Origin of the sequence: Flavobacterium sp. KACC 22758 (genome assembly GCF_028736135.1) — a bacterium.
GTDB classification, from domain to species: domain Bacteria; phylum Bacteroidota; class Bacteroidia; order Flavobacteriales; family Flavobacteriaceae; genus Flavobacterium; species Flavobacterium johnsoniae.
The window spans coordinates 3,464,001-3,480,392 of the sequence record NZ_CP117878.1; the positions used below are offsets into that span (position 1 = coordinate 3,464,001).

Consider the following 16,392-nt stretch of genomic DNA (forward strand, 5'->3'; position numbering starts at 1 on the left):
TCACTTTTAAATTATCTTAAAAATAAAGGCCGAAGCAGTTTCGTATTTTCCGCCTTGTGAAGCGGTAAACATATAGGTCGCTTTTCCGTTTTGAAACAGTAACTGCGGGCGTTCTGCACGTCCGTAGCGGTTTAAATGTTTTGGCGCATCGGGCTGTTTGATATATTTATCTAAAGGCTGATAGGAAATCTGCGGGTCATTCCAGTGAATTCCGTCATCAGAATCCATATAAAGTCCGTAATCCATTCCAAAAACTCCCATATCTCTTGCCAGCATTTTAAATTTCTTGTTTTCGTACCATACAAAAGCATCTTCGCATTGTTTATTATCTCCGAGTTTTGAAAAATCAATTACAGGATTTTCCGGCGATTTTATATAAGGTCCTTTTAGTGATTTAGAAACTGCGAGTCCGTATTTTCGGTTTCCTTTTACGGGATATTTTGGATGCACATAATTTTCTGTATCCAATGATTTATAATAAAGCCAGTATTCTCCGTTTGGATGTTTTAAAAAAGAAGGATTTGTGGTCAGCAGATCGTCCCACGAACCAGTTTTTCCCGGAAGCAGCAATGGTTGATCTGGTCGTTCCCACGGGCCGTAAAGTGAATCTGAAACGGCTAAGCCGATGCGTTTGGTATCCATTTTTCCATTGGAATTTCCCATGAAAAAAAGCGCATATTTTCCGTCTACAAAATGAATACTGGGATTATGACAGGTTGTGGCATCCCAAAAACCTTCGCCTCTTGGAGCTAAAATAGTGCTGACATATTCATAAGGACCTTCTGGTTTGCTGGCAACTGCATGGGCAATTTCTGAACCGTTTATCCAGCCGCTCATGCTTTTTGATTTTTTCCATCGTGAGAAAAAAACATGAATTTTTCCGTCCGGACCTTCAATGGGGCTGCTGCACCAAACGTAATACTCTTCAAATTCTAAAGCGCGCCCAACTGGACGGAGTTTTTTCTCAAAATCCGAAAGTCTGGGATCGTCTAAAAAATTAAGGGCTTTCGCCGAAAATGGAAGACATAATCCCATAACAGCCAAAGAATTTCCTATTATAAATTGTCTTCTATTCATTTGCTCTTTGATTTTAAATTTATACACATAGAAACATAGATTTTTTAATTCTATAAAAGAGCTTTAAAAAAACTACACATAGCTATGTTCGTTTATGCAAGTGAAACGCCTTTTTTAAAGTTCCTCAAACTATGTTTCTATGTGTTTAATTTTATCGCTTTTACTTCTTTTCAACTATTACCCAGTCATCTGTTCTAAAAGGAGAAGCCGGTAAATTATCATTGTTGAATAAATTGGGTTCCGGAACGGCTTTCCATGCAAAACGAACGGCTATTGGAATTTTGACTTTTGAAGAAGAAACCACTACAGTTTTTCCATCAATTTTAGCATCTGCGGGATAAAAAACCTGATCTTCTCCGGCAATTTCAAATTCTTTTAAAACATCATCTGTTTTCTTTAATCCCGAATCAGCGTAATCAAAAAACAATTGTACTTTTTGTTTCTTTACTTTCATGTGATTGAAAATCGGTCCAGAATAAACCAGTTTGTTTTCGCCATAAGTTTTTGCTCTTGCAATTAAGGCGAGTCTGTAACCTACTGTCTGTTTATCGATTGGGTGAATGTTCTGCGCGTCGCCAACATCGGTTGTTACAACCATACCGCTGTTTGGAATTGTTTTTAATGACATTAACTGTGCTTCGCGTATTTCGGCATTTTGTCCTTTGTGCGGTGTAATTTGTACATAATAAAACGGGAAATCGCCTTGCTTCCACTCGTCTCTCCAGCTTTTTACCATTGCCGGAAACAAACTTCTGTACAAATAGGCTTTTCCGGAGTTGCTTTCGCCCTGATACCAAATTGCTCCTTTTATGGTGTAATTTACAATTGGGTGCAGCATGGCATTATACAAAACATACGAAGTTTTGTTGGGTTCTTTTTTAGGCTTTTTCAACTGTCCTTTTGGAGCGTTTGCAGCACTTGCAATTCTTTCATTGGTTAAAGCCAGATAGTAGGCTTCGAGTTTTTCCTGATGTATTTTTTCGTTTTTGGCATCTTCCTGAAGAATAGGCAGAAACGCGGTTTCTTCTTCTAAAATATTCTGAGCTGTCCATGCTTCGGCTTTTGTTCCTCCCCAAGAAGTCGAAATTAACCCAATTGGCACATTTAGTTTTTGATATAAATCTCTTCCGAAAAAATAGGCAACAGCCGAAAATGTTTTGATGTTTTCCGGCGAACATATTTTCCAGTTTCCTGTAACATCTTCAAGCGGTTTTTGCGAAGCATTAAGTGCCACTGTAAATAATCTAATATTAGGGAATGAAGCGTTTTTTACTTCTTCTTCATAATTTTTAACTCCGGTTTTCCAGGTTCCTTCTTCTCTTCCAACTGGGAAAAACATATTTGATTGTCCGGAACAAAGCCAGACTTCACCTATCAGAATATTTTTTAGTACAATTTTATTAGCAGCATTAATTGTGATATCAAAGGCTTTGTCGCTTCCGTTTGGGGTAGAAACGGCAGTTTTCCAGTTTCCTTCTGCATCGGATGTTACCTCAACAGGATTATTTGCCCATCCTAAATTCAGCGTGATTTTTTCGTTTGGAGAAGCCCATCCCCATAAATTAACTTTGGCATTCTGCTGTAAAACCATATTATCGCCAACTAAAGCCGGCAGTTTTACTTGTGCTGTTACAGAGAATTTTACACTTAAAACTAAAAAAAGAAACAGTAATTTTTTTGAGTTAATCATTGGCATTGATTTTTAAGTACATTTTAAATTTAAAATAGTTACACCAGTTATGCATCCTGTGCTTTCCTGTTTTGTGTAATACAAAAATGAAAAAAAAGCTGTCAGAAAAGACAGCTTCTTTCAAAAAAAACAAAAAATAAAAGTGGGGCAAAATTTATTAATCGTAACCAAGATTTTGATCGTAAAGTCCAGGAACCGCTAAGATTTCTGACAACGGAATTGGATATAACAATGAATTATTATCAATAGTTCTGATTTTGTTTTCAGTATCTTCGGCCGCTTTCCAGGCGTTCATAATTGCTACTGCTTTTCCAGATCTTATTAAGTCAAACCATCTTGTTCCTTCTGCAAAGAATTCTTTTCTTCTTTCATCAAATAATTGGTCAAGGGTAATATTTGAAGCGTTTGCAGTAAGTCCGGCTCTGGTTCTTACTTTGTTTACAATATCGTCAACTTCAGCCTGAGAACCTCCTCCGCCATGCAGCGTACATTCGGCCATAAGCATTAATACATCTGTGTAACGAGTAATCATAAAATCAACTCCCCAGTCTTCACGACCGTTTCCATATCTTGCTGCATCGATATATTTTTTGAAAACCGGAAGTGTATAACTGCCCTTGTAAGTTCCTGAAGCTACGGTATAACTTGTCGCGATTCCGAAAATTTTTCTTTTATCTGTTGCGGTAAACATATTCATGAATCCGTTTGAAATTGGTCTTGCTTCTAAAGCTCCTTGTGCCGATAAATTCAAAGAAGCAAAATAAGGTTCATAGCCTAATTCTACCATAAAATTACCTCCTACCGGAGTTGAAATATTTTGTGTGTACGGAATTACCAATACATTTTCTTTATTCGCATTTCCTTCGGTTTTAAAAATCGGATCGTAATCTGTTCCAAAGGCATATAAACCGCTTAACTTAATATCGTTTAATTCTTTGTAGGCTTTGTCCCATTCGTTTAAGCCCAGCATTGCTCCGTCAATTCCGTAAGTCGGGCTTGAACGTGTCATGTAAACCAAACCTAAAATAGCTTTTGCACCATATTTAGTAACTCGTCCAAAATTGGCAGTATCATAAGACGGAGCAAGATCCGGAATAGCCAGTTCTAAATCTGAGATGATTAGTTTATAAATATCGGCAACAGCACTTCTTGGTATTTTTGATGCTTCCTGAGCCGTTACTGTTTTGTCTATTAAAGGCACTCGGCCAAACCATCTTACTAAATCAAAATAACAAAATGCTCTAAGAAAACGGGCTTCTGCTGCCATTGCGGTTTTATCTGCCGGATTTGTAAAAATGGCATCTCCTTTTTCGGCTATTTTTTCTAATAACTGATTGGCTTTGTAAATGGCATTGTAATTCGTTAAATATGCTTCTTTCACGTAGGTGTTAGAACTAATAGAAGTATAAAAACTGTTAATTCCTTCCCAGTCTCTTGATGCTTGTGTTGTGGCCATCAAATTATCTGATCTGGTTTCGCTTAAATTCATTAATCGGTTTGCATAACCGTATACACTTGTTCCGTGAAAAGCTATTGAATAGGTTGCATTTCTGGCCTGAACAAAATCGCCGGGAGTTGCATAAAAATTCTCAATTGTTCCCTGAGACAAAGGCAGCTGTGTCAGCTCGTCTGTACAAGATGACTGTGCAAATAATAGTAAAGCACCTGCCGCTATGAAGATATATTTTTTCATTTTCTTTTAATTAAAATTAATGTTAAGCCCGATCACTAAAGATTTTGCCAAAGGCGCTCCTCCGTAATCTACCGGCACCGAAAAATCGCTGTTTGAACTTGCTGAAGTATTTACGGCTTCTGGGTTGAAACCTACTTTGTATTTGTTCCAGTAGAACCAGTTTTCGCCCGTTACATATAATCTTGCGTTATCAATTCTTGAAATTCCTTTAAGAGCCTGTCTTAAATTATATCCAATTGAAATGCTTCTAACACTTACATAATCAGATTTGTACAACCAGTCTGAGTTTGCCTGATAACCAAAAGAGGTTCGCCAGTTTCCTCTCACTGCCGGATCAACATTTAGAGAATTTTCTACAGATCCCATTCCGGTACGGTCAATTGCACGACCAGTTAATCCGTAAACTGTTCCTCCGTTTTGTCCTTGTACCAAAACACTCAAATCAAAATCTTTGTATTTAAAATTGTTGGTAATTCCCCAAGTATATTTTGGTGTTGGGTTTCCTAAATCAACACGGTCTTCTGAATTGATTTTTTTATCACCGTTCTGATCTACATATCTAGGATCTCCAAGAACCAGTTTATTTCCTCCAATCGTTGTACCTCCTGCATCAATATCTGCCTGAGTGATTACGCCATTCTGCTGTAAACCAAAGATGGTATACATTGGTTTTCCAACTTCCAGTTTCACAAACGGAACACCTCCGTCATAAGCATTGCTTATTTCAATTTTTGACTGATCAGGACCTAATGCCAAAACTTTGTTTTCGTTATGGCTGATATTGGCAGAAGTTCTCCATTCAAAACTTGGCGTTTTCACGTTTAGTGAGTTTAACTCAAATTCCCATCCCTGATTTTGCACCTCTCCAATGTTGGTTAAATACGTTTGAAAACCAGAATCTCCCGGAACCGGAACTCTTAAAAGCAGTTCGCTGTTGTTTTTTCTATATAGCTCGAAAGTTCCTGTAAGTCTGTTTTTGATAATTCCGAAATCAAGACCAAAGTCAATACTTTTTGATTCTTCCCAGTGCAATGAAGGGTTTGGTATAGAAGCAGCTCCCTGACCAATGGCTACTGCACCGCCAATTGAGTAATTGTAAGTTCCAAGAGTAGCATACTGCGCATAACTTCCAATATTGTTACTTCCGTTTATACCAGTGCTTGCTCTTAATTTAAGTTCAGTTAACCAGTCAACATTTTGTAAAAATGCTTCTTGTTTTACTCTCCATCCTAAAGAAAGAGAAGAAAAAGTTCCCCATCTTCTGTCTGTTCCAAATTTAGAAGAACCATCACGTCTTATACTCGCTGCCAAAATATATTTTTCTTTGAAATTGTACTGGATACGAGAAAAATAAGATAATAACGTATTTTTTTCTGCAGTTGTAGAACCAATAGATCCGGCAGGCAGAGTTTCGATACTTGAACTGTTGTAAAGCGCTCCCGAAGACATAGTCGATTTTGTAATTTCATACGCATTAAAAGACTCTCCTAAAAGCAGGTTAAAGCTATGATTTCCAAAAGTTTTATCATAAGTCAGTGTATTTTCATTTACGATATTCTGTCTTCTGTAAGTATTATAAGCTCCTCTAATACTTGCAATTACATCGTTTGGCGTATAACTTTCGTTTACGTTGTCTGAATTATCAAAGTTGATGGTGCTTTTCAGCGTAAAACTTTTAGCAAACTGATAGCTGGCATATCCAGAAATCAGGTTTCTGTACATAGAGTTTCTTCCAGTTCTTGCCAGAGCATTCAGCATGTTGGTTGTACTCGAACCCCAGGCATAACGTGTTGTATATTTTTCTCCAGCTGCATTTGCTGCACTTTCAAAAACCGGAGTTGCTGTTAGTGCTTTAAAGAGTGTATTGTCTTTTCCTTCAACACCCGGATCGTTTTTAATCGAATACGAAGGTGCCAGATTGATTCCCATTTTAAAGTTTTCAGAAAGCTTAATATCTATATTGGCTCTTGCCGAGAAAAGAGAATAATCTGTCCCCACAATATATCCCGTATTTTTTTGATAGTTGGCAGAAACATAATAATTTACTGCATCTGTAGCTCCAGAAGCGGTTAATTGATAATTGCTGAATTCTCCTGTACGGAATACTTTATCCTGCCAGTCGATGTAATCTAATCCAGGATGTCCGGGCATATCCCATCTGTCATCATGCAGATAGGTGTAATATCTCGAATTGGCTGTAGTAAGCGGAGCTGTTGGGTTTACAGCGTTATAAGCTGCAATTCTTTCTGCCGTAGTCTGGCTGGCAGATGCTCCGGCAATTCCAGATCCTACCCATTGTGAATCGATCATCGTTTTAGCACGGCTGATCCATCCTTCAGCCGTAAGCATATCCACTCGGTTAACTTCTTTGTTAACACCGCCGTAGGTATTAAAAGTAAATTTCGGTTTTCCTTTTTTCCCTTTTTTGGTTGTAATAATTACTACTCCATTTGAAGCTCTCGAACCGTAAATAGCAGCTGCCGAAGCATCTTTTAAAACTTCAATCGAAGCCACATCATTTGGGTTCATATTGTCAAGCGGACTTCCGTTTGAAAATCCTCCGTTGCTGTTTGATCCTTCGGTATAAATTGGAAATCCGTCAATTACGTACAAAGGCTCGTTTCCTGCTGTAATAGAACCTGCTCCCCTGATTTCGATACTAAAAGGCTGTCCCGGTAAACCTGTAGTCTGCTTTACACGAACTCCGGCTACCTGACCAATTAATCCCTGATCGATTCTCGAAATCGGACGTTCTGTGAAAGATTCGGTCTTAATTCCTGAAATTGCTCCAGAGGTAAGTTTTTTCTTTTGAGTACCGTAACCAATTACTATAACTTCACTCAGGTTGGCACTTTCGGCTTCCATTGAAATATTGTAACTCGGTGCAGCGCCAATTTTTATTTCCTGCTTTACAAATCCCACAAACGAAAAAACTAATGTTTCTCCCGGAGCGGCCGAAATCGAATATTTTCCGTCAAAATCTGTACTGGTCGACCTGTTGGTTCCCTTGACAATTACGTTAACCCCAGGTATTGATAATTTGGCTGGATCGGTAACGGTTCCTGTCACCGTTTTTTCTTGCGCATAGCCTGATGAGTACGCTAGTACAAACAGGGCCATAATCAGCAAAAGATTAAGCTTGTTTTTCATAAAAGTTCAATTTGGTTAGTTAATTAGTTCAAACCAAATTTATTTAGAAGCACTTTTCGCAGTATCCTGTAGTATCCTGTTAGATTTCAATATCTTATAAAATTATTTAAGTTTACTTTAACAGAAAACACGCACAACTGCTTGATTTACAACCGCTAATTCATTGAGAATTTGAAAAATATATTTTTAAAAATTTTAGTAAATTATTTTTTTATATTTCATATTTATTTACATAAAAAAATATCAAATACTAATTTATATATAGAATTATCTGATGATTTTATTTTTTGAAATATTTTAAAAAAACAGGACGCTACAGGATAGCTTTTTGATACACTGATAATACTTTTACTTTATTGAGACAAAATTTCTATAACCGTATTCAATACAAAAAAATAAGAAAAGATTTATTTTTTAACCAGTCAAAAATCAAAAATTATATAATGAAACTATCCTTAAAAACCTGCTTTTATACAATGCTGCTTTTTAGTTTTTTTCATGCCTTTTCGCAGGAAAAATTAGTTTCGCCCTGGCCGGAATCCAGTAATATAAATCAGCCGTGGGCACGCTGGTGGTGGATGGGAAGTGCGGTGGATAAACCTAACTTAAAAAGAAGTTTGATTGATTTTCATAAAGCCGGAATAGGCGGTGTCGAAATTACGCCAATCTATGGCGTTAAAGGAGAAGAAAATAATTTTATTGATTATTTATCTCCAAAGTGGATGGAAATGCTTGATTATACAATTCACGTTTCGGACAGCTTAAAAATGCAGGTTGATATGGTTTTAGGAACCGGATGGCCATACGGAGGATCGCATGTAACCCTGCCTCATGCCGCAACCAAACTAATTGTAGAAAAATATACCGTAAAGAAAAACGAAACTTTTGATCGAAATATCACTCTAGACAGCAGTAAAGAAAAAACACCAGCATCTCTTTTATATGTTGTAGCATACGGAAGCGACGGTTCGTTTGTTAACCTGACCAATGAGCTTCAAAACAAAAAGGTTAATGTAAAAGACAAAGGACTCGAAGGCTCAAACATTAAACTTCCTAATAAACTTGAACCAAATAAATTAAACTGGAAAGCAAAAAAAGCAGATTATACAATTTATGCTGTTTTTAGCGGTAAAACGGGACAACAGGTAAAAAGAGCTGCTCCGGGAGGAAAAGGATATACATTAGATCATTATTCTGAAGAAGCTTTAAAAGCTTATGTCGTTCCTTTTAATGAGGCTTTGAAAGGCAGAGAAGGAAAAATAAGAGCCGTTTTTAATGACAGTTTTGAAGTCTACGGAACTGATTTTACACCAAATTTTTTCGAAGAATTTCAAAAATTACGCGGTTATGATTTAAAAAAACAGCTTCCTGTCCTTCTGAATGAAACTGATAATGAAATTGGAAACCGAATAAGAAGTGATTATCGCCAGACTATTTCTGATTTGTTATTGAATAAATTTGATAAATCCTGGACGAACTGGGCGCATTCTAAAAACTTTAAAACCAAACTGCAGGCGCATGGATCTCCTGGAAATTTAATCGATTTGTATGCTTCTGCCGATATTCCGGAATGCGAAACTTTTGGTTCAATGCCTTTTGATATTCCGGGTTTCAGACGTGACAAAGAAGACATCCGTGAAGGAGATGCTGATCTTGTAATGTTGAAATTCTCATCTTCAGCAGCGCATATTTCAGGAAAAAATCTGGTTTCATCCGAGACTTTTACATGGCTTCGAGAACATTTCAAAACTGCTTTGTCTCAGTGTAAACCCGAAGCCGAAGATTTAATGCTCAATGGTGTTAATCATATTTTTCTGCATGGATCTACTTATTCGCCAGACCGTGCTGTATGGCCTGGATGGCAGTTTTATGCTTCTGTAAATTTCAATTCTAATAATACCATTTGGGAAGATGCGCCGGCTTTGTTCTCGTATATTTCAAACTGTCAGTCGCTGTTACAACAGGGAAAACCAGACAACGAAATGCTGCTTTACTGGCCTATTTTTGATGCTTGGGATAAATATGAAAAAGGCACTTTGTTTTATCAGTTCAAAATACATTCTTTATCTGACTGGCTTTATGGAACTTCTTTTTACGATACCACAAAAAGTCTTATGAAAAAGGGCTACAGTATTGATTTTATATCTGATAATTTCATTTCCGAAGCCAAAGTTGTCAATGGAAACATTGTACTGCCTGGAGGAAATTTTAAATCATTGGTAATTCCGTCCTGCAAAAAAATGCCTGTTGAAACCCTGCAGAAACTTATCGAATTAAAAAAAGCAGGAGCCTCTATCCTATTTGAAGGACTTCCAGAATCGGTTCCAGGATTTAAAGATTATAAAAAGCAAGAACAGAACTTAAAAAATCTTTTAGCTGAAAATAAAATACAAGCCGTTTCTAATATTTTTACAAGTTTAGAAGATGCCAAAATTCAGCCTGAAAGCTTGGTAAATACCGGTTTAAAATTCATCAGAAGAGATATTGACGGCGAAAAAATCTATTATCTAGTCAATCATACTGCTAAAACAATAAACGATTTTATTCCGCTTCAAGTTGAAAACAAAGAAGTTATTATTCTTGATCCGCTAACACGTGAATTTGGAAATGCCATTGTCAATAAAAAAGATAAAATCACTTATGTAAAAATCAAAATGGAACCGGGACAATCTTATTTTTTAAAGACTGAAAATACAGCTTCACAAAAAAAATGGAACTATTTTGAAAGCGCTTCTGAACCCATAGCACTAAAAGGAAACTGGAAATTATCGTTTGTCAAAGGCGGTCCAAAATTACCTGCTGACGCTGTAGTTTCCAATTTAGAATCATGGACAAAATTAAGTCTCGATGCTGAAGCTTTTTCGGGATCAGCAGTTTATACGCTTCAATTTGAGAATCCAAACCCTAAAATAGAAAATTGGAGTCTTAATCTTGACGATGTACGCGAAAGTGCTAAAGTCTGGCTGAATGATGAATTTATTGGTACTGCATGGTCAGTTCCGTATAAACTGAACATTCAAAAATTGAAACCCGGAAAAAATGTTTTAAAAATTCAGGTAACCAATCTTCCCGCAAACAGAATACGCGATATGGAATTAAAAGGTCAGGAATGGAAAATTTTTTACGAAATAAATATGGTCGACAAAGATTATAAAAAGTTTGACGCCACAAAATGGAATCCAATGCCGTCCGGACTTTTGAGTCCTGTAACCCTGACCGCTCTAAAACAAGAAAACTAACTGCCAAATAACCACAAATGAAAAAATTAATTTCACTTTTAGCCGTCTCCATTTTTTATACTTCGAGTCTTTCTGCACAAGAACCCTTTGATAAAAAATTAGTTTTAAAGCAAATGATGCTTGCCAATGATTATTTTATGCAGAAATGGCCCGACACAGGAAAAACAATTATTACCAATAAAGAACGTCCCAGTAATATCTGGACGCGCGGGGTTTATTATGAAGGATTAATGGCACTGCATGAAATTTTCCCAAAAGAAGCATATTATGATTATGCTTATGCCTGGGCTGAATTCCACAAATGGGGATTTAACGGCGGCAACGTTACCCGAAATGCTGATAATTACTGTGCAGCTCAAACCTATATTGATTTGTACAATTTAGAACCTGATCCTAAAAAACTTAAAAATACAAAGGCTAATATAAACATGTTTCTCAACACGCCTCAGTTAAATGACTGGTCATGGATTGATGCCATACAAATGGGAATGCCTGTTTTTGCCAAAATGGGAGTGTTAGAGAAAGACAATCGTTATTTCGAAAAAATGTACGACATGTATATGTTTTCACGAAACAAACACGGCGATAATGGCTTATACAATCCTAAAGAAGGCTTATGGTGGCGTGATGCGGATTTTGATCCGCCGTATAAAGAACCTAACGGCAAAAACTGTTATTGGAGCCGTGGTAACGGATGGGTTATTGCTGCTCTGGCAAAAGTTTTAACTATTATTCCTGAAAATGCACCTCATAGAGAGCAGTATGTAAAAGATTTAAAAGCTATGGCCGCAGCACTGGTTCCCATTCAAAGAGCTGATGGTTTTTGGAATGTAAGCTTACACGATCCATCAAATTTTGGGGAAAAAGAAACATCAGGAACTGCTTTATTTATTTATGGAATGGCATACGGAATAAACAGCGGGATTTTGAAAAAAGAAACCTATTTACCTGTTATTCAAAAAGCATGGAATGCTATTACAACCGAAAGTCTGCACACAAACGGTTTTTTAGGTTACCTGCAGTCAACTGGCAAAGAACCAAAAGACGGACAGCCGTTGTCTTACGACAAAATTCCTGATTTTGAAGATTATGGTTTAGGCTGTTTTTTACTGGCCGGATCCGAAATTTATAAGTTAAAATAACAGCAAAAAAGGCGGCCATATAATATGAACCGCCTTTTTCTATAAAAACACTAATAACAAAATATCCTACATCATAAAAACAAAGCTTTTTGAAGAGTATCAAACTGCACTTGATCTGCATAAGGCTTTAAAAACTTTATACCTGATATTTTTGGAACAAATTCAGATTTACTTTTAAAATACAAGGCTAAATCTTTAAAAATTTCTGTTCTGTTTTTTGAACCATCTATTAAAACCAAATTTTTTATTTCTTTAAAAAAAGACAAACTGCTAAATAATTGTTTATCAAATAAACAAAGCATAACATTTGTTCCTTTTTTTTCTAATCTCAAAAAATCGAGTAACTCAGCTTTATCATATACTACAAATATTGAACGATCAAAATCACTTGAATCGCTGCCGTTTTCTAACAAAAATGAATCTTCAGAAAATTCAAAATCGCTTCTAAACTTTCTTTTAAACATCTTTAAAAACACTCCTTTATTATCCTGCTCCTGGTAAAAATGGGATGCCGTTAGGATCTGTTGAAATTTTCCATTCATACAGTCCTGTTGTGGTGTTTAATACCGGATCACTGATTGTTTTAGTTGTACCGTTGTAAGTTAATTTACTCGTACCCGATTTTGCACCATAAGCTTCAGGGAAAAGAGCCTGCATTATCAGTCCTTCTGAATTTCCTGAACCTGTATTAGTTACTGTCATCGTATAATTGATTGGATTTTCTCCAGGAGTCGTATTGGTACAGAACTGTACTGGACTAAGCGGAGATGTTACCAGCATACCAATACTAACATCTTTTGGAAATAAGTTCAGGTCTGCTGAGCTTTGGCTTGATGCACAAGTTGTAACAGAACCTCCAAAACCAGAATCTGGATCTATAGGATAACCTGACGCTCCAAAACTATACGTATAATGTAGTTTGTCATTGGTACAAGTAGTATAGGTAGCCACCACATTATAAGTCGCCGTAGTAGCAATATTACCTAATTTTACCCAGTATTTACCCGTACCGTAATTAATTGTGGGATATTCTATACCTGTACTGATATCTACTAATTTGGTTACCGTAATATTATTATTTGCCGATACGAAACTCATCCAGTTGTTTGGAAGGGCTGTACTTAAACCTGTTGCCGCCATAGCTGCAATATCAGTCGTATTGGTTACTTTTACCTGCCAGTTCACTATACTGCCAATTCCATCTACGTTCTGCAATGTAGGCGTTGAGTTCGCGGCATAACTTACATAGCTAATACCTCCTGTTGTAATAGTATTTGTTGCGTTTTCTACATTACTTAAATCTGGACCTGTAGTATAATTATCAATACTCATATCGGTTTTTACCGTTACAGCTCCAGTAGGCACACATATTGGCTTCATGTATATATAGACACGCTCAACACCATTATTTACTACATAATCATTTGCAGGTAAATTACTAGCCGGGTCAGGAAGACCATTTACTCCAAATGCTGCATTTGTAAAATTAATTACTGTATTACCGCCTACATACGTTATAGTAAACATTGATGGATTTAAAAGATAAGATCCAACAACTGATGCACTATATGCAGGTAGTATACTTGGATCTATAACCCAGGTTCCAGGCACTGTAGCCGTTGCACTGCGTATATTAGAATACTCACGAACTTCGTTTGGAAATTTATCTATTGCGCTATTAGTATTATCATTATTATTTACCATTCCCATCTGTATACCAAGAGTCTGGTCACCCGCAATATTTAAAACACCATAATAATTGCTCTGCCCTTTTGTAAGGCGCTGTAAATACAAGATACCTGGTAAAGGAGTACAACTTGATTCTATATTTCCTGAATCTTTCGTGTAAAATTCTCCCTGCAAATTAGAAATTGCCGAATAAGTCCATGGCAAATTATCACGACTTGCTGTTACCTGCCAGTCAATAGAGATTTCATCTCCCACTGCCAAATTGTAATTGATAGCGAGACCGCTGCCAATTTTTGCCCCAACATTTACCTGCATTATCTGCAGTAAATTGGCAGAGTCGTAACTGAACACTACATCTCCTACGGTAATATTGGTATTTAAAGTACTTCCATCTGACACATTTTTTACTTTAAGCACTCCAATTACAGTAGAAGCATTTACCGACAAAGGATCAAAATGAGACAAATTAGCCGCCACACCCACTGGGGTATATTTTATCCTTGCCCATAACTGACTGAAAGTTGCACTGTTTACTGCACCGTTAATATTAAAACGTATTTTATCTTTACTAACCGCTCCCTGTAAATTTATACCTGGAGTATTTTCGTTTACAAAAGCTGTAGGGCGATAAAATACATTGTTTCCACTTGCATCTGGCACAAAACCATAAGTGGTACGCACCGCACTAAACCCTGTTGTGTTGACTGTAGGACAGTTAGTAAAAAAACCATAATTCAATGCTGTGCTTCCACAGCCATAATCACGTGAGATTCCAGGACAATTGTTCTGAGAATAAGTTGCTTTATAATTTATAGTTTTGCTTATCGCTGTATTACTGTTGGCTATAACCGGAACCGTAATAGCATCATTAGTTCTAATATAGGTGTAAGTGACAGACGAAAGCGTAATGGTTAACGTTTTACCTGTATAAATTGCCACAGAAGCTGGCAGTATATTGGTGCCAAATTTTAAGACACCCGTAGGATCATAATCTAAACCATCTGGCATCACAAAAGTAAATTTCTTAGTAATGGGCACCGCTCCATTATAAAAAGCCCCACTGATGTTCGACATCATTGTAACCACAATATTCGACTTATCTCCTAAATTAAAAAGGGCTTTATCAATCGTTGCACTGTTTAAGTTCAGCGCCTGGTTTGCAATTAAGAAACTCTGACCTGTTGATGTAATAGAAGCTACATAACTGTAGTCAAATTTATTAACGGCAATACCGCACTGGTTTTTAAAAGAAGTTCCTAGACTAAAATATCCATTTCCGTCACCATTTGTTATGGCGCTTTGCAACATGCAGGACTGAAACTTGCTTAAATCAAAACCATACTCAAAATCAATTTGAAAAGTTTGACCCGGCATTAAGTCATCAAAATGCCCGTCGCCATCTAAATCTACTAATGACACACCGCCTGGAGCGCTAGTTAAAGCTGCCAGATTAATAACCTTTACATTTTGTGCCGCCGGTATCAAAGCACCGCTGCCTGTACCATTATTTTGCAAGACCAAGGATGTAACATCAACTCCGCCAATACTTACTTTTTTAAGTATAATTCCATCGACGGGTGTATTGGTAGCAATTTGTCCAGAACTAGCCCTATAAACACTCCATGGTAATTTTATATCATGCAATGCTGATTCTGTACCTCCATTACCTGAATTCTTAATAGTATAAGAAGTTTTACCATCGGTACAAAAAGTGGGATAGGTACCCGTTGCTACTATACGGTTAAAATCTATACTAGGATTTCCAACTGTTGTAGAGATTGCTGCCGTAGATCCGTCAGAAAAACAAAAGCTTCCTTTTGTGTCTCCGGAACCTGCCTTCATGTTTAAGGCTATACTGGTCGTTTGTGCACAGCTTAACATTTGTTCTGTAAGCACTACTGTAATTTCTTCACCGGCATCAAAACTCATATTTGCCGCACCCACTGTAGTGGTAATAGCAGCCTGAAGCGCTGCTCCGGTCAAAGTTAAACGGTAACCATTGGTTACTGCTGAAACGGTGCCATTATTGGCACTCATTACTTTATAAGATGAATATTGAGAAGCTGTTGCAACAGTGCTTTCTATATACACTGTTGAAACCGATACGTTTCCACTATTTTTGAATTTAATAGTTCGAAGTGCATTCGTTTTAAGGGGTGTATTAAGCACCTGCGGCGTAGGTACTGCCGTAAGCACATAAGCCGGCGAAGGCGTATTTGCCGCAACCGCACTTGTAGCTGTCGCCAATGGCGTGGCTCCCTGAAGCACATTGTAGGTAATTAGAGAAGTGGAATAACCGCAATTAATACGGGCGTTAAAAGTTACCACCAATGTATTACCTACAGGAATACTATTTAAGGTAAAGGTGGGACTCTGCAGGTTACTGACATTCGCCTGAGTCGCGGCCGTGATTGTACCGGCAACATATTCCAATCCGGTGGGCAGCACTAAAGAAAATGTTGCTCCGCTCAAAGCTGCACCGGTATTGTTTATAATGTCTACCTTATAAGTCCCCAGAGCACCTCCCTGCTCCAGATTCGAAGGCTGATAAGATAACGGGGCATTGATCTGCACTTGTGCAAATGCCGCTCCTCCTATCAATGACAACAACAATAAGAACAAAATTGATGTATTTTTTGCTTTCATAAATCGTTTTTTTAATTAAAAAAAAAATCATACACCCTTAAAAAACAATATATTAACTCTTAAAAA

At 37.1% G+C, this 16,392-nt stretch carries 8 protein-coding genes; 2 read left to right on the plus strand and 6 right to left on the minus strand.

The features are described 5' to 3' along the window. Positions 1-6 precede the first annotated feature (6 nt). From PQ462_RS14665 to PQ462_RS14680, 4 genes are all read right to left on the minus strand, one after another. Complete coding sequence (locus PQ462_RS14665; RefSeq protein ID WP_274250544.1) at positions 7-1,077, minus strand: glycoside hydrolase family protein; 1,071 nt, start codon at positions 1,075-1,077, stop codon at positions 7-9. A gap of 160 nt (positions 1,078-1,237) precedes the next feature. Further along, complete coding sequence (locus tag PQ462_RS14670; protein WP_274250545.1) at positions 1,238-2,767, minus strand: sialate O-acetylesterase; 1,530 nt, start codon at positions 2,765-2,767, stop codon at positions 1,238-1,240. A 157-nt stretch (positions 2,768-2,924) separates the two neighbouring features. Next, entirely contained in the window at positions 2,925-4,460 is a 1,536-nt protein-coding gene (locus PQ462_RS14675; protein WP_274250546.1) for a RagB/SusD family nutrient uptake outer membrane protein, read from the minus strand. 6 nt (positions 4,461-4,466) lie between these two features. Then, positions 4,467-7,610, minus strand: coding sequence for a SusC/RagA family TonB-linked outer membrane protein (locus PQ462_RS14680; RefSeq protein WP_274250547.1), 3,144 nt, complete (start codon positions 7,608-7,610; stop codon positions 4,467-4,469). Between the two features lie 443 nt (positions 7,611-8,053). Here PQ462_RS14680 and PQ462_RS14685 point away from each other — a divergent pair, with 443 nt between their 5' ends. Next, a complete protein-coding gene (locus PQ462_RS14685) occupies positions 8,054-10,849 on the plus strand; it encodes a glycosyl hydrolase (protein WP_274250548.1) in 2,796 nt (931 codons plus the stop codon). 17 nt (positions 10,850-10,866) lie between these two features. After that, positions 10,867-11,991, plus strand: a complete 1,125-nt coding sequence (locus tag PQ462_RS14690) for a glycoside hydrolase family 88/105 protein (protein ID WP_274250549.1) — start codon at positions 10,867-10,869, stop codon at positions 11,989-11,991. Between the two features lie 71 nt (positions 11,992-12,062). Here PQ462_RS14690 and PQ462_RS14695 read toward each other — a convergent pair whose 3' ends face one another. Further along, positions 12,063-12,533: a hypothetical protein gene (locus PQ462_RS14695; RefSeq protein WP_274250550.1), complete on the minus strand. Its 471-nt coding sequence runs from the start codon at positions 12,531-12,533 to the stop codon at positions 12,063-12,065. Further along, positions 12,475-16,326 carry a hypothetical protein gene (locus PQ462_RS14700; protein WP_274250551.1) on the minus strand — a complete coding sequence of 1,284 codons (3,852 nt, stop codon included), beginning with the start codon at positions 16,324-16,326 and terminating at the stop codon, positions 12,475-12,477. Before PQ462_RS14700 ends, PQ462_RS14695 begins: the two co-directional genes overlap by 59 nt. Between the last annotated feature and the right edge of the window lie 66 nt (positions 16,327-16,392).